The organism is Planktothrix prolifica NIVA-CYA 540 (assembly GCF_963864145.1).
Taxonomy (GTDB): domain Bacteria; phylum Cyanobacteriota; class Cyanobacteriia; order Cyanobacteriales; family Microcoleaceae; genus Planktothrix; species Planktothrix agardhii.
The window spans coordinates 5,252,671-5,268,547 of the sequence record NZ_CAWLTW010000001.1; the positions used below are offsets into that span (position 1 = coordinate 5,252,671).

General features: G+C 41.1%; 13 protein-coding genes. 5 read left to right on the forward strand and 8 right to left on the reverse strand.

Going from position 1 to position 15,877, the window contains the following annotated elements:
- Window positions 1–257: 257 nt before the first annotated feature.
- From AC559H_RS23450 to AC559H_RS23460, 3 genes are all read left to right on the forward strand, one after another.
- Window positions 258–1,835 carry a glycosyltransferase family 2 protein gene (locus tag AC559H_RS23450; RefSeq protein WP_026794758.1) on the forward strand — a complete coding sequence of 526 codons (1,578 nt, stop codon included), beginning with the start codon at window positions 258–260 and terminating at the stop codon, window positions 1,833–1,835.
- A gap of 215 nt (window positions 1,836–2,050) precedes the next feature.
- Window positions 2,051–3,205 (forward strand): ATP-grasp domain-containing protein, encoded by a 1,155-nt coding sequence (locus AC559H_RS23455; RefSeq protein ID WP_026786072.1) that lies wholly within the window; start codon window positions 2,051–2,053, stop codon window positions 3,203–3,205.
- 35 nt (window positions 3,206–3,240) lie between these two features.
- A complete protein-coding gene (locus AC559H_RS23460) occupies window positions 3,241–4,143 on the forward strand; it encodes a succinate--CoA ligase subunit alpha (RefSeq protein WP_026794757.1) in 903 nt (300 codons plus the stop codon).
- A gap of 245 nt (window positions 4,144–4,388) precedes the next feature.
- Here the strand turns inward: AC559H_RS23460 and AC559H_RS23465 are convergent, their stop codons facing one another.
- Window positions 4,389–5,792 (reverse strand): cytochrome P450, encoded by a 1,404-nt coding sequence (locus tag AC559H_RS23465; protein WP_026794756.1) that lies wholly within the window; start codon window positions 5,790–5,792, stop codon window positions 4,389–4,391.
- 660 nt (window positions 5,793–6,452) lie between these two features.
- On the opposite strand from AC559H_RS23465, the gene AC559H_RS23470 reads away from it, so the two are divergent.
- Entirely contained in the window at window positions 6,453–7,763 is a 1,311-nt protein-coding gene (locus AC559H_RS23470) for a serine hydrolase (protein WP_026794755.1), read from the forward strand.
- Between the two features lie 103 nt (window positions 7,764–7,866).
- Here AC559H_RS23470 and pstB read toward each other — a convergent pair whose 3' ends face one another.
- The 5 genes from pstB to AC559H_RS23495 all read right to left on the reverse strand — a co-directional run bounded on the left by pstB (window position 7,867) and on the right by AC559H_RS23495 (window position 12,736).
- The gene (pstB, locus tag AC559H_RS23475; protein ID WP_026794754.1) at window positions 7,867–8,673 is read right to left on the reverse strand and encodes a phosphate ABC transporter ATP-binding protein PstB; all 807 of its coding nucleotides are present in this window, start codon (window positions 8,671–8,673) and stop codon (window positions 7,867–7,869) included.
- 39 nt (window positions 8,674–8,712) lie between these two features.
- A complete protein-coding gene (pstA, locus tag AC559H_RS23480; protein WP_026794753.1) occupies window positions 8,713–9,606 on the reverse strand; it encodes a phosphate ABC transporter permease PstA in 894 nt (297 codons plus the stop codon).
- A gap of 6 nt (window positions 9,607–9,612) precedes the next feature.
- The gene (gene pstC, locus AC559H_RS23485; protein WP_202806330.1) at window positions 9,613–10,500 is read right to left on the reverse strand and encodes a phosphate ABC transporter permease subunit PstC; all 888 of its coding nucleotides are present in this window, start codon (window positions 10,498–10,500) and stop codon (window positions 9,613–9,615) included.
- Window positions 10,501–10,572: 72 nt separating this feature from the next.
- Window positions 10,573–11,562 (reverse strand): PstS family phosphate ABC transporter substrate-binding protein, encoded by a 990-nt coding sequence (locus AC559H_RS23490; protein WP_026794751.1) that lies wholly within the window; start codon window positions 11,560–11,562, stop codon window positions 10,573–10,575.
- A 22-nt stretch (window positions 11,563–11,584) separates the two neighbouring features.
- Entirely contained in the window at window positions 11,585–12,736 is a 1,152-nt protein-coding gene (locus tag AC559H_RS23495; protein WP_237746379.1) for a sulfate ABC transporter substrate-binding protein, read from the reverse strand.
- Between the two features lie 168 nt (window positions 12,737–12,904).
- On the opposite strand from AC559H_RS23495, the gene AC559H_RS23500 reads away from it, so the two are divergent.
- Window positions 12,905–13,735 (forward strand): alpha/beta fold hydrolase, encoded by an 831-nt coding sequence (locus AC559H_RS23500; protein ID WP_026794749.1) that lies wholly within the window; start codon window positions 12,905–12,907, stop codon window positions 13,733–13,735.
- Window positions 13,736–13,795: 60 nt separating this feature from the next.
- On the opposite strand, the gene AC559H_RS23505 is transcribed toward AC559H_RS23500, so the two are convergent.
- Complete coding sequence (locus AC559H_RS23505; RefSeq protein WP_036834335.1) at window positions 13,796–14,020, reverse strand: DUF1816 domain-containing protein; 225 nt, start codon at window positions 14,018–14,020, stop codon at window positions 13,796–13,798.
- Window positions 14,021–14,281: 261 nt separating this feature from the next.
- A complete protein-coding gene (gene rlmB / locus AC559H_RS23510) occupies window positions 14,282–15,835 on the reverse strand; it encodes a 23S rRNA (guanosine(2251)-2'-O)-methyltransferase RlmB (protein WP_081693722.1) in 1,554 nt (517 codons plus the stop codon).
- Window positions 15,836–15,877: the final 42 nt, after the last annotated feature.

The window sequence follows — 15,877 nt, forward strand, 5'->3', positions numbered from 1 at the left end:
TCTCAATTTAGCCCAGTTGTCATCCAATCCTCAAAAAGAATTCTAATATTTTGGCTTTGTTTATTGACACTCCTCGCGCTAAAGCGACGAGGATTCTTCGTTCAATGACTCTATATTAAGGTGTGTCCTACCTAATTTATTAATGGCTTTTTAAAGTCGCCCTAGAAGGGCGAGGCTTGTATCCCATTTTTTTGGTCACAATATTAGATACACTGGTAGCAGATTGGACGAATATTGAGGGGTAAATCAGATTATCTATGCCAAAACAGTCTTGGCCAGAACAGGATGCTGACAACAGTAATATCAAGAAGCTCACCCGTGATCAAGAGTCCCCTGGTGAATCTTCGGCTCCCACATCTCAACCAAATCAGGAGGAAAGTCAATACCGTGAGACTGGATCATCTAGGCTTTATCCTTCGGTTATAAATGACCCATTGCACCCTATCCGCGAGAATCAAAACCACTCAAATTTCCAGGTTTGCCCTAATTGGTATCAAGGCCGCAGATGGAAAGCTGCCCTTGCCTTAACTTTAATTTGGGGCGGGATCACTGCCCTGCATTTTGTTTCCTGGGGGATGGGGTTTATCCTGGGTTTAACGGGTCTATTGTCGATTCACGCCATCAGAATTTTCTCAGCTAAAATACCTTCCCTACAGTTAACCAAACCAGTACAACCCCAACATAATTGGCCCTATATTTCCCTATTAGTAGCAGCTAAAAACGAAGAAGCCGTTATTAGTCAATTAGTTAAAAATTTATGTAACTTGGATTATCCCAGTGATTGTTATGAATTATGGATAGTTGACGATAATAGTAGTGATAAAACCCCGATAGTTTTGGAAAAACTCAGCCAAGACTATCCACAACTCAAAGTATTACGGCGGTCAGCTAATGCCAGTGGGGGAAAATCAGGCGCCTTAAATCAAGTTTTAGCCTTAACTCAAGGAGAAATTATCGGGGTCTTTGATGCCGATGCTCAAATTGCACCGGATATGTTACGCCATATTGTTCCCATATTCTATCCAGAATCAGTCGGCGCTGTGCAAGTGCGAAAAGCGATTAATAATGCTTCCGAAAATTTTTGGACTCGCTCCCAAGCCGCAGAAATGGCTTTAGATGCCTATTTCCAAGAAAAACGGATTAGTATGGGCGGAATTGGAGAACTGCGGGGAAATGGCCAGTTTGTCCGAAGGGAAGCCCTGTTAAGCTGTGGCGGTTGGAATGAAGAAACCATTACCGATGATTTAGATTTAACCATTCGGTTGCATTTGGATCAATGGGATATTGAATGTTTATCCTTTCCCCCGGTTTATGAGGAAGGAGTCACCAATTTTAAAGCCCTTTGGCATCAACGCAACCGTTGGGCAGAAGGCGGCTATCAACGCTATTTAGACTATTGGCAGTTGATTCTGAGCAACCGGATGGGAACTCAAAAAACCCTAGATTTGTTTTGCTTTTGGATCACCCAATATATTTTACCAACGGCGGTAGTTCCCGATTTGGTGCTATCGCTGATTCAAGGCCGTTTACCCTTAACCACACCCTTAACCTGTTTTACCCTAACTCTATCCCTATTGGGAATGTTCTTAGGATTACGAAGGATTCGTCAAACACAAGGGACAATGGTTAATGTTAGTCCTGAATTGGTTTCAACCCATAGCAGCAAGACATCGCCTCCCCTCTGGGAAAAATTGACCATTGGGATTGATACCCTGCGGGGTACGGTATATATGATCCATTGGTTGTTAGTGGTGGGGAGTACAACGACTCGGATGGGGATTCGTCCCAAACAACTCAAGTGGGTCAAGACCGTTCATCAAGGCAATAATCATTAATCAGTCATCAGTCAACAGTTATCAGTTATCAGTTAAGAAGTTTACAGTCAATAGTCATCAGTTATCAGTGAACAGTTAACTGTTTTTAGCCCACAAATATTAACGATGAACTCTTTACTGTCAACCGATGACTGATGACTGATGACTGATGACTGATGACTGATAACTGATACCTCTTACACTGATCACTAATAACTAATAACTAATAACTAATTATGGATTTGCTAGAGTATCAAGCTAAAACCTTATTTCGTGAGATGGGGATTCCGGTTTTACCCTCACAAAGCATTAACAATGCTCAAGATTTAAAGGGTTTAAAAATTCCCTATCCGGTGGTGTTGAAATCCCAAGTCCGGGCGGGGGGAAGGGGAAAAGCCGGAGGAATTCGCTTTGCGGAAAATACCATTGATGCAGTTGCTGCGGCTCAAATGATTTTTAATTTGCCGATTCGGGGTGAATGTCCCCAAGTCCTGTTAGCAGAGGCCAAATATGATGCGGATCGGGAATTATACTTAGCCGTCACCTTGGATTCCGGGTCACGACGTCCGGTATTATTGGGATCGCAACAGGGCGGGGTGAATGTGGAAGCAACCCTTTCCAAAATTCAGCAAGTCATTGTTGACCAAGATTTTTCTCCTTTTTATGCTAGAAGATTAATTCTAAAAATGGGATTAAAGGGAGATTTAATTCTCTTGGTCAGTGCCATTGTGGAAAAAATGTATCGTCTATTTGTCCAGAAAGATTTGGATCTCGTAGAAATTAATCCCTTGGGGATTAGTCCCACGGGAGAAGTGATGGCATTGGATGGGAAAGTAATTGCGAATGATGGAGCATTAGGACGCCATGAAGACTTAATTACTTTACTTAAAGCTCAACAAAAATGTAGTTCTCTCTCCCTACCGATCATTTCCGATCAATTGTTTCACCCTGAACTGAATTTAGTCGAATTACAAGGTAATATTGGGATTTTATGCAATGGTGCAGGTTTAACGATGGCAACTTTAGATTTAGTCATGCAATCATCGGGAAAACCTGCTAATTTCTTAAATCTAGGTGGGGCAGATCACTATGAAATTACAGACAATTTTCGCCAACGTTTATATCAAGGAATTGATCGAATTACCCAATCTAAACAAGTTAAGGTTGTGATTATTAATCTTTGGGTTCAACCGATTATTCGTTCTTTGTTATTAGTAGAAATTGCTGGGTATTTGAAACGAAAAGCTAGAACCAGTAATTTACCTAAATTTGTTCTGATGTTGGCTGGAATTAAACCCGAATCAGATATAGAACAGTTTACTGATTTACCTGTAAATTTATTTGATCGGTTGGATTTAGCTGTGACTGCGGCTATTAATTTAGCCAAATAGTTTTTTTGATTAACTGTGTAAAATTTTCTCGAATTATGAATTTAACTCCTGATAGTAAAGTCATTATACAGGGTACTACAATATCACCCTCCTTAACTCATGCAGCGGTGCAAATGAAAACCTATGGCACTCGTGTTGTCGCCTGTGTCTGTCCGGGTCAGGGAGGACAGGAGTTAAGTGAAATTCCGATCTTTGATTTGGTAGAACAAGTAATTACAAATGTGGGTGAAATTGATATTAGTGTAATTTTTGTTCACCCCTATCAAGTTTTAGATGCGGCATTAGAAGCAATGGCGGCAGGAATTCGTCAATTAATTATTGTGACAGAGGGAATGCCCCCTTTGGATATGGTGCATTTAGTTCGGAAGGCGGAAATTACAGAAACTTTAGTGGTGGGCCCCAATTGTTCGGGAATTATTATTCCTGATAAATTGTTATTAGGAACCCATCCGGTTGAATTTTATCGACCCGGAAATGTGGGATTATTAAGTCGCAGTAGTACCCTAACCTATGAAGTGGCGGCGGAGTTAACTCAAGGAGGATTAGGTCAATCAGTTGCTGTTAGTATTGGCAGTGATTTTATTGTGGGATCTTCTTTTCTGCAATGGTTAGAAATTTTGGATGAGGATGAAAATACAGATGTTATTGTTTTAGTGGGAGAAATGGGGGGAACTAGCGAAGAAGAAGCGGCTTCTTATATTGCGGAATCCATTGATAAACCCGTTATTGCTTATGTTGCTGGGTTACACGCTCCGACTACTAAACTTTTGGGTCATGCTAGTCTATTAATGACTTCAAAAGTGGTTAAGAATATGGTCGATCCTGGAACAGTTGAAAGCAAAGTTTCTGCTTTTAAAAATGCTGAAGTTCTGGTTGCTAAACAGCCCTCAGAAATTCCAATCTTAGTCAAAAAAGTGATAAAAAAACACAAAAAATAACCGATTTTATCCCTGGGAAAAGGATCGGGTTAATCTCTGTCACCTCCTCGCTTCTACAGATTCATAATCTAGCTTCATTTGATCAAGACTGATTGTGATATTTTGATTCAATCACTTTAGCGATCGCACTTCCCCATATTATCAAATTCCCATCTTTTCGTGGCAGGTTCTCCTCAATCTCTGTGGCATCAACCCAATCTTGATCAACCCGCCACCATAGTTGTTGAAAAAAATCCGAAAAACTGTTATGAACCTGCTGCAACTGAATTAGAATTTTCTGATAACAATTCAGAGGGTGATCGCTTTCCTTTTACCAATAGTTTAACAGATTCAGACATTCCTAATAAAGCTCTTCGTCTCTCCGGTTTAGGGAATTCTTCGGTTGTTAATTCCAATTTCCATTGGCTTAAAAGAGTGGCTAAAACCAGCTTCATTTCAAACCAAGCAAACGCCATCCCAATACACCGACGATTTCCGCCTCCAAAGGGGATATATTCATGGGCTGCATATTGACGATCTAAAAATCGTTCAGGATTGAACTGTTTTGGATTGGGATATAAATCTTCTCGATGATGGATTGAATAAATACTCGGAACTAATAACGTTCCCGGTTGAAATTCATATCCGCCAATTTTTAAGGGAGATTTAACAAGCCGACTTAACATTAACATTGCTACCGGATAAATCCGTAGTGTTTCCTGACAAACAGCATTCAAATAGGGGAGTTTCATCACCCCAGTAGCATCGGTAACATCTTCTAAAGTTCCTAATTCTTGTAAGAGTTTTTCTTTGATTTCTGGAAAACGATGAATCCAATATAAAGCCCAAGCTAATGAGGTAGCTGTGGTTTCATGACCCGCTACTAATAACGTAATTAATTCATCTCGGATTTCTTCATCGCTCATGGGTTGTCCCGCCTCATCCAGCGCCAAAAGCATCATTGATAAAATATCGGTTCGAGTGGCATCAAAATTCTCTCGACGCTCTGCAATTTCGACATAAATAGCTTGATCAAGCTGTTTTTTTAATTCTAAAAAATGACCCCAAGGACTCCATGAACCTAAATCTCGTCGTAACGCCGGAAACAAAAACGCTAAAGTTTGTGTTAAAGGATTTTTGGGATTCATAATCTCTAACAACAATTCCTTGATTTTATCATAGCGTTCTCCCGATTTTAAACCAAATACTGTTTTTAAAATGACTTCAAAAGAAATCGCTTGCATTGTCGGAAGTAGAGTAAAAGATTCGCCCGAATACCAATGCTGAGTCACTTTATTTGTAATTTCAATAATCACCTGACTATAATTTCGCATCCGTTCCCCATGAAAGGGGGGAATTAATAATTTTCGTTGTCGTTGATGCGGTTTTCCTGCTAAACATAACAGTGAGTGTGATCCCAATAGAGGGGAGGTCACTCCTGCTTCTAATCCTGAATCTAACTGTTGAGGGTCAGTGGTCAAAATTTGTTGAATCGCTTGGGAGTCACTAATAAACACTTGCGGCTTAAATACCGGGCCAACGGTAACCGTAAACATATCCCCATATTTTTGAGTATATTTATCCATGAAACCTAACGGATCTTTCATCCACTCTAAGGTTTGCAGCCAAGGGTGGGTTTGGGGGCCATTGGGAAGTTGAGCATTTACCATGATTTAAGCTTTTGTGGATTTCTGAAAGGGTGTTTTCAACTAATATAACTCATGGCTCGAAGGATTTAATTTTGATAGCAATCATAAGAAAAGGATGGGAGTGTGGAAACGAGCGTGTCTTCAGACCACCAGAGGAAACACGACACTTCGGCAAGCTCAGTGACCGCACAGGGGAATTTATTCCCATGAGGAGCTGAAAAAGATGTGATAGAATCAAAAAACACAAGTAAGAATAAACATCTGCGTGTTGAAATATCCTAGTATCGGAGAAATCCCGGCTCCCGCGAAACAACGGTTAGATTTAATTCTAATGGCAGTATGACAAGAAAGAGCAAGTAAAGGCAGGATAGGGAGCGTACCGCGATTTGGCTTAGTGATGGATTCTGAAAGTGTCTTGATTTGAGAGTAAAAGTATCGGGAAGATTAGGCATATCGCTTGATCAACTCAGTAGACGATATTTGGCAATCGTAGCGAGAATTAGATTAAACTAATTCTGTCCGCAGAATCGAGCGTGTCTTCAGACGGTGAGAGTGTCAAGGTAATCTAATCTCGTATCTCATCTGTTTAAGAAACTGGCTAAAGATATCTCTTTGCTGAGGTAGAGACGTTATCTAAGCCGTCTGTAAACCGATGAAGCGTGTGTGTGAGGAGTTTAAAGGATGCGTCAAGTCTGGCGTTGGGCTACAACAGTAACGGGTAGTATGGCAATAATTGTGGGTCTGGGACTGACTCAGACACTTCCTTCCCTGGGGACGGCTTCACAATTCTATGGGGCTGGTTCTTTAAAAGAGTTAATTACCCTGCGTGATCGCTTAATTCAAGAGTTAGAAACTCCTCCAAAAAATCGACCCGAACCTAATTTTTTTAACTCTTTATTTACCGATCCCCTGAAATTTGAACCCAATGAAGTTTTACTTCAAAAATTAAAAACTGTTGAGATTCAAATGTTAGTTGAAGAACGGGCTGAGGATAACTGGCAACAAGCTATCCGTTTATCAACTCAAGCTCAAAAAGTTGCTAATCCTAATGATCCTTCTCCCCAACAGCGAAAACAAGTCCAAGAACTTTGGGAAAAAGCGATTAATAATTTAGAGGAAATTTCCCCCCATTCTTTATTAGCTCGTCAAACTTCTAACAAAATTAAAGAATATAAATTCAGTCTATCAGAAATTACCGATGAATTACTGGATGCTAGATCAAAAATATTAGAACAAATTCGTCAAGAAAGTGGCTTAACTCGTCAAGCCATGTTAACAGTTTGTACCTTAAAAAGAGACTGCGTTAATTTACGAGGAAATCAACCTCCGGCGAGTCCTGCGAGTTTAATTAAAGTTCCCGTAGCGATCGCACTTTTACATAAAACAGGCGAGGAAAAAATTAGTTTAGAGCAAAAAGTTCTGGTTGTGGGAGGCAATTTTACCGAAGATGCTTCATCTATTCAAGCTCGTCAATTCTACTCTTTAAAAGACTTAATGGGACAAATGATTGATCATAGTAGTAATATTGCTACGAATCAATTAATTGACTATTTAGGTTCTGATTATATTAATAAATATTTAGAATCCCAAGGCTATAAATTCACAAAAGTTAATTTTAAATTAATGGGAGATCGGATTATGCCTTGGCGACCGGGAACCGGAAGAAATAGATTAACCAGTAATGAACTCACGGAAATGATGGTACAGATTTATAATTATGAACAACCCTCATCCCAGGTATTAATTGATGCCTTAAATCGTCAATATGACCGGGTAATTGGTTATGCGGGTTTACAAGGATTACCTAAAACCCAATGGTTAGGAGAAAAAACAGGTCAAAATTCTAGGGTAATTGGAACAACAGTCGCGGCTCAAATTAATGGAGAAAAATATATTATTACCGCTATTGATAATAATACCGCTAATGTTCCCCAAATTAGCAAGAGCGTTCATAAAATAGCTGAATATATTGTTGAAAATGGGCAACTTTAATCAGTTATCAGTCATCAGTTGTAGGGGCGGGTTCATCAAGATTTAGGTGATTAACAAATATCTAACAGAACCCGCCCGTACTTTATTGGATTTTATATCAGAATTAACCAAATCGTCCACTAATATATTCTTCTGCTTCTTTAGTTTTCGGGTCACTAAAAATTTGCTGAGTCTCGCCAAACTCCACTAATCTTCCCTGACGCTTACCTTGAGCATCGGTTTGGGTATTAAAAAATGCCGTCCAATCTGCAATTCTGGTGGCTTGCTGCATATTGTGAGTTACAGTAATAATAGTGTATTGCTCCTTCAGATTTAAGCAGAGTTCTTCGACCTGTCTAGTAGAAATTGGATCAAGGGCAGAACAAGGTTCATCCATCAATAAAACATCAGGTTTCATGGCGATCGCCCGGGCAATACAAAGTCGTTGTTGTTGTCCCCCCGATAAAGCTGTTCCTTTTTCTTTTAGTTTGTCCTTAACTTCATTCCAGATCGCCGCCTGTCTCAAAGAAGATTCCACTAATTCATCCAAATCTCCTTGATAACCATTAGTTCGAGGAGCATAGGCAATATTTTCATAGATTGATTTGGGAAACGGGTTTGGTCTTTGAAAAACCATTCCTACCTGCCGTCGTAATTTAACCGAATTAATTTTAGGGTCATAAATATTCCGGTTTCGGTAAATAATTTTCCCCTCAACCTTTGCCCCTGGGATTAAATCATTCATCCGATTAAAACAACGCAACAAGGTACTTTTTCCACAACCCGAAGGGCCAATAAAAGCAATAATTTGTTGACGAGGAATCTTGATATAGACGTCAGTAAGAGCTAAAAAGCCATTATAGAAAACTTTTACACCTTCAGCATCAAAAACACTATTATCCAATGGATTCAGATTAGGATTAGCAGCCATCAAAACCTCCTATGAGTTTGTAAATGATTCACCAGCCAATTAATTGGAAAAACGTTGGCGGACATAAATAGCCACACCATTAAGGGCCAAAATCAATAGAATCAGCACAATAATCGTCGCGGCGGCGGCATTAGCAAATCCCGGTTCAGGACGAGTAATATAGCTGAAAATTTGAATCGGTAACGCCATAAATCGTTGGAATAAACCCGGGTTAAAGGTCAGAAAACTCACCGCCCCCACCACCACCAAACAGGCTGCATCCCCAATCGCCCGGGAGACAGAAATAATCACCCCGGTCAGAATCCCGGGAATGGCATAGGGTAAGATATGGTGTTGAATCGTTTTCCATTTGGTACTGCCCAGTCCATAGGAAGCGTGTCTCAGGGAATCAGGAACGGCCCGAATCGCCTCCCGCGCCGTCACAATAATCACGGGCAAGGACAGTAAAGCCAGGGTTAAGGCACCGGAAATTAAGGTAGGGCCAAAATTGAGTAAATAGTTAAAAACCGCTAAACCCAGTAAGCCATAAACAATAGAAGGAACCCCCGCCAAATTCCCGATATTAATTTCAATTAGGGCAGTCCACCAGTTTTTAGGAGCGTATTCCTCCAGGTATAAAGCAGCCCCGATCCCAATGGGAACCGCCACCAAAATCACAATTAGTCCCAGATACAGACTACCAATAATGGCGGGACGGATACCGCCTCGGTCGGGAAAACGAGAAGGGGTTTCCGTGAGAAACCCTGGGGTTAGCAATCGGCCCAGTCCATCATGGAGGATATTGATCACCAGAAGGGCCAGGACAAATAAACCAATCATTAACCCCAGCAAGAAAAGATACTCAAAGACCTTACCGATGATTTCTCGGCGTTCTATATTGTCAGTAAATTCCGCAGTTTTGACGAAATTATTTGTTACAGAAGATTTAGCCATAATAAATCAGTCGTATTTTTCTTTAAAGCGATTAGAGATCAAATAGCTGGTGATATTCAGACCCAATGTAATCACGAACAGAACGGCCCCCACCGCATACAAAGTTTGATAACTGAGGCTACCACGGGGACTATCTCCCCCCGAAATCTCCGCCATAAAAGCGGTCAGGGTAGCAACGGATTCCGTGACATTTAGGGTGAGGCGAGGCTGTGATCCGGCTGCAATCAGAACCGTCATGGTTTCTCCCACGGCCCGGGAAATCCCTAAAATAATCGAAGCCAGAATTCCAGACAAAGCCGCCGGGAGAACCACTCTGACAATTGTTTCTAGTTTGGTAATCCCCAAAGCCTGGGCACCTTCGCGCAGGGAACGGGGAACGGATCTAATGGCATCTAAGCTAATTGAACCGACGGTGGGGGTAATCATAATCCCCATCATCAACCCGGCACTGAGGGCATTAAAAATATCTACGCGGAAAAAATTCCGCAGAAGTGGGGTAATAAAAAGTAAGGCAAAATAACCATAAACTACCGTCGGAATTCCGGCTAATAACTCCACCGCCGGGCGTAAAACGGCTGCCACTTTCGGTTGAGCATATTCACTGAGGTAAATAGCCGAAGATAATCCCAAGGGAATCGCCACACTCATGGCGATCACGGTTGTTAAGAAGGTTCCATTCAACAGTGGCCAGATACCAAAACGGGCCTCGGCAAATAGGGGAGTCCATCGGGTATCGAGAAAGAACTGGGCGAAGGATACCTGTTGAAAAAAAGCAAAGGTTTCTGTAAAGATAATTGCCACAATCCCAAAGGTCGTGACCACAGACACGAGGGCACAGGTAAATAAAATCCCAGCAATAATTTTTTCTGGGATATCTTCAGAAGCCTGCTTCAGTAGGGAGTCACCCGCGGCTGAGAGAGAATCATCAAAGGATCTAGGGGTTGAGGTAATGCTGATATTTTCTCCTTAAAGAAAGTTAGTAATCGGTTCACCGGGCTTGGCGTCGATGAATCTAGTTCCGGTTTCACGCCGATCAAACCTTTGTTTAGTTTTTACATAAGCAATATCGGGTAACGCCACATAGCCCACACCATCAACCCATTTCCAAGAATTTTCTAAATAAAAACTGACGAATCTTTCCAAGGATGGATTGGTTTCCAGGGCTTTTTTACTAACATAAATAAACAGAGGCCGAGACAGGGGATTATAGACATTTCTCAGGACATTATCGAGGGGAACGGGTCTAACGCACTTGCCATCGAGATTCTCAACTCCCACCGCATTTAATCTATCTTGGTTTTGCATAAAAAAGGCAATACCCAGATAGGCCAGTGCAGATTTATTCCCAATTACCCCTTGAACTAGGGTATTTTGGTTACGACTGGGGGTAAAGTCGGTACGACTATTTCTCCTTTTCCCCGTGATTGCTTGGGTGAAATAATCAAAGGTTCCCGTATCCGAAGGCGGGGCAAATAGTAGCAGTCTTTCGTCAGGAAATTCGGGATTGATTTGTTTCCAACTGGTAATTTTGCCTTCGGATTTGGAATTCCAGATGGTGTTTAATTCCTTAATCGTTAGACATTTAGCAAAGTTATTTTCTTTATTCACAATCACCGCCAAACCATCAAGGGCCATCGGCAATTCAATAAATTCGATCCCATTCTTGGCACAGTTTTTGATTTCTTCCGGTCTAATGGTGCGAGAAGCTCCGGCAATATCAAGGGTTCCGGCACAAAACTTGCTAAATCCGCCCCCTGTGCCACTAGCAGCCACGCTAACTTGGGCATTGGGATGAACTTTTTGGAATTCTTCGGCGACGGCTAGGGACAGGGCAAAGCCCACAGCCCCACCATCAATACTAATTTGCTGTTCTTTCTCTCCTGAGTTGCCACAACCCGTCATTAGGTTGCCCGTGACAATCAGAGGAATTAGGTAAAGCCAACGGGGAAATTTCATAAATTTAAGTGTAAATTTAGGTTCAGGACTTGCCTTTAATTTGGTCAAAGATCGCACCATCGGCAAAAAATTTCTCTTGGATTAAAGGCCAACCGCCTAAATCCTGAGCATTGAACAGGGTTTCAATTTTGGGAAATTGTAACTCGGCGGTTTCAGCGACAAAGGGATTAACCGAGCGGTAGCCTAATTTGGTAAATTCCTGTTGGGCTTCCTCTGAATACAGAAAATCAATAAAGGCTTCTGCGACTTTCCGCGTCCCATGCTGACTGACGTTTTTATCCACAACTGCTACGGGATTATCAATCGAGATATTCAGAGTAGGAACAAAGTAATTGGTTTCGGGTCGGTTTTTCCCAGCTAAAATCACTTCATTTTCATAGGTGACTAAGGCATCTCCCTGCTGTTTTTGGAAGAATAGAATGCTGGCTTCTCGGGCATCTTGGGCTAGAGCCGGAATTTTTTCATAGATTCTCCTGACAAAATCTATCGCCTCTTGAGGTTCGCCGCCCGCTTGGGTGACTGACCCCCACAAACCCAAAAACTGCCAAATGGCAATACCAGAAGTTCTAGGATTTGCTGAAATCACGGTTACATCCTCTTGGGCTAAATCCGACCAAGTTTGAATATTTTTGGGATTGCCCTCCCGGGTAACAATGGCCGCCACCGAATGACTCACCACTCCCCGCCTAGGAAACCTGTTCTGCCAACCCGGATTAATCAAGCCCGCTTGTTCTATTCTGACGACATCTAAAGGAATAGCCAGATGAACCACATCGGCTTTTTGTTTACCCGCAATGATATCGTCGGCTTGGGCTATAGACCCGCCATAACTTCGTTCAAAAGTGACGTTTTGATTGTGTTCTTTCTTCCACTTTTCAACAAATTTAGGAATGATTTGATCATGGGCTTCTTTGGTGACGGAGAAAGAAACCAGATTCAGTTTGATGTCATTTTGATCGGCTGCATTTGTTCCTGAGCAAGCGATCACGGTTGTACTTAAAACCATACCCAGGAAAAATAGACCAATAAAAGTTTTTCCTGAATATCCTAGATTCTGAACTCTTTTGAGCAATTGCCACGAAAGTTGCATCAACTGTGAACCTACTGTGATCAGAAATTTTAGAGACGCAATGATCAAAGTTGATAATTTTGACCGAACTTGTTGTTGATTCACGGAGACTCTCTCAAAATACTACGGTATTCCTAGCGGGATTGCGTAATTGTATCATGGGGATCGGGAAATGGGAAACTTAGGTTCGCACAATGTTACAAAAGCCTGAATGCTGCTTTCAGGTTAAAGTTTAGGTAGTTAAAGACAGATATAAATTGGCGAGGTTAACAATTGCGCTTAAATACCAAAATTCAAGGTCAAGGATTCCCGATTATTTGTTTACATGGACATCCGGGCTCTAGTCAGTGTATGTCTGTTTTTACTAACCATCTTTCGCAACGGTATCTCACCCTCGCACCGGATTTAAGAGGTTATGGAAACAGTCGCACCCGTCAAGGTTTTGAAATGGGGGATCATTTACAGGATTTGGAAACTCTTTTTCAAGAGTTTAATATTGATCAATGTTTGGTTTTAGGATGGTCATTAGGGGGAATTTTAGCCTTAGAATTAGCCCTAAAATTTCCTGAAAAAGTTAAGGGTTTAATCTTAATTGCTTCGGCGGCAAAACCGAGGGGAAATCATCCTCCAATTTCTAATTTAGATTATGTTTATACGGGTTTAGCTGGAATTATTAATTGGGTATTTCCCTGTTGGGGATGGAATATTGAAACCTTGGGAAAGCGATCGCTATTTCGCTATTTAATTCAACAACATAATTCCAGCGCCTACCACTATTTAGCAAAAGCAGCAATTCCAGCTTTTATTCAAACTTCTGAGTTTGCAACTCAAGCCTTAAATCAATCTTTGAGATTAGGCTATAATCGCTTAGAATACTTACAACAGATTCACTGTCCGGCTTTAGTTTTAGCCGGAGAATGCGATCGCCATATTACCGCCGTATCCAGTCAAGAAACAGCGCAATTATTACCCAATTGTCAGTTTTATTGTTATCCGAATACCGCCCATTTATTCCCTTGGGAAATTCCTCAACTCGTACTTACAGATATTGATCATTGGATCGCTCAATTGTTGTTAGGCGATCGCCCTTACTTGGAGCGCTAAAGCGCAACAACAAACTGTTAGGCGATCGCCCCTACTCGGAGCGCTAAAGCGCAACAACTCCTATGCTATGGTTAGGGTATTAGGTTTACACCGTTTAATCTTAACTTTAATTCCTTGTGCGTGTTCTGCTTCTAGGTCTTCGAGATAACCAAATTGAGAAGTTCGAGCCTCTTGTTGACTGATAAAAGGCCCGAAATAGTAGGTACAGTTTGGAGTTTCTGTCAGAATTTCTACCCAGAAAGCACATCCAAAAACGTTGAGCAGGCTAATCAGAATTTCTTTCATATTCACTATCAATGATCTTGATTTTTTCAATAAACTGAGCAAAGTCTTTATCTGTAAAAATCAACCCCGATCAAATGAATTTTAGATTAAACAAATACTTTGATTGCTCAGAATAGGCGAGAGAGTTTTCAGGGAAAAGTTAAATTTTTTAGATGTAAATTATCTGAAAACTCTGTAGTTATGCAGTCCAAATTCAATAAGGTTGTTATTGAATATTTTATTTAAACAATTCCAACCCTAAAGCATCCGTTTATACTTTTTTTAACTCAAATTGGGTGCGGGAAATTGTCTTTGACGATAAATTTCATACAGCGCCATTCCCGTTGCTACGGAAACATTTAAACTAGCGGTTTCTCCTGATAGGGGAATTGAAACTAAAACATCACAGTTTTGTTCAATTAAATGACTTAAACCTTCGCCTTCATTCCCAACAACTAGGGCGATCGCACCATTAAAAGCCACAGTAGGTAAGGATTGTTGGGCGGTGGCTAAAGTACCATAAATCCAAAATCCAGCGGCTTTGAGGTCTTCTAAAGCCCGACTCAGATTAACCACTCTGGCGACGGGGAAAGTTTCTAATGCACCTGCGGCAACTTTCATCACCGTTGAGGTAATACCCACAGCCCGACGTTGGGGTATGATTAAACCCTGTGCTCCAATGGCTTCTGCTGTCCGAATGATAGCACCTAAATTATGGGGATCATGAATCCCATCGGCAACAAGAATCACGGGTTGAGAACTAGCTGCTTGAGCGCTTTCAATTAACTCACTCAGGTCTTTATAAGTGTATGGAGAAATCTGAGCCGCCACACCTTGATGATTAGCGCCTTGGGTGAGTTGATCTAAGCGTTGATAAGTGACTTCATCAAGAATCGCACCGTTGGCTTTTGCTTCTTGCAATAACTTGTAAAATCGGGGATCGGATTTGAGTTGGGAAACCACCCAAATTCGACTTAGCGATCGCTCATTTTCTAAAGCAGCTTGAACTGTACGTCGTCCATAAATTAATTCATTTTCAACATCTAAGGATTCGATATATTCATCGGCAAATTCTGGTTTGGTTTCTTCGATAAATCGCTGACTTCTTTGAGGATAGGGTAAATAATTTTGGTCTTCTTTTGGTTGGCGTTTATCTAAGAATTTGCTCGGTTTTTCTCTTGTTGTTTGTTCAGGTTTGGAAGTAGAAAAAGATTCTTTTCTTTCTTTAGAAAATTCCCGATATTTGTCGGATTGCTCATCAGAAAATCGGTAGGATTTTCTGTCATCTGAGAATCGAGAAGGTTTTCTATCATCTGAGAATCGAGAAGGTTTTCTGTCATCTGAGAATCGAGAAGGTTTTCTGTCATCTGAGAATCGAGAAGGTTTTCTGTCATCTGCAAATCGAGAAGGTTTTCTGTCATCTGCAAATCGAGAAGGTTTTCTATCATCTGAGAATCGAGAAGGTTTTCTGTCATCTGAGAATCGAGAAGGTTTTCTGTCATCTGAGAATCGAGAAGGTTTTCTGTCATCTGAGAATTGAGAAGGTTTTCTATCATCTGCAAATCGAGAAGGTTTTCTGTCATCTGCAAATCGAGAAGGTTTTCTGTCATCTGAGAATCGAGAAGGTTTTCTGTCATCTGCAAATCGAGAAGGTTTTCTGTCATCTGAGAATCGAGAAGGTTTTCTGTCATCCGAGAATCGAGAAGGTTTTCTGTCATCCGAGAATCGAGAAGGTTTGCTGTTATCTCGTTCTCCAGATTTAGAATTAAACTTAGAGCGAATCGATGGTTTTTTAGAAGATCTCGATGGAGAATTGGAACGACTAAACTTTGGCATAATAATTAGCGAGATAGGAAATAGATGGGTGTAGAGATGGGA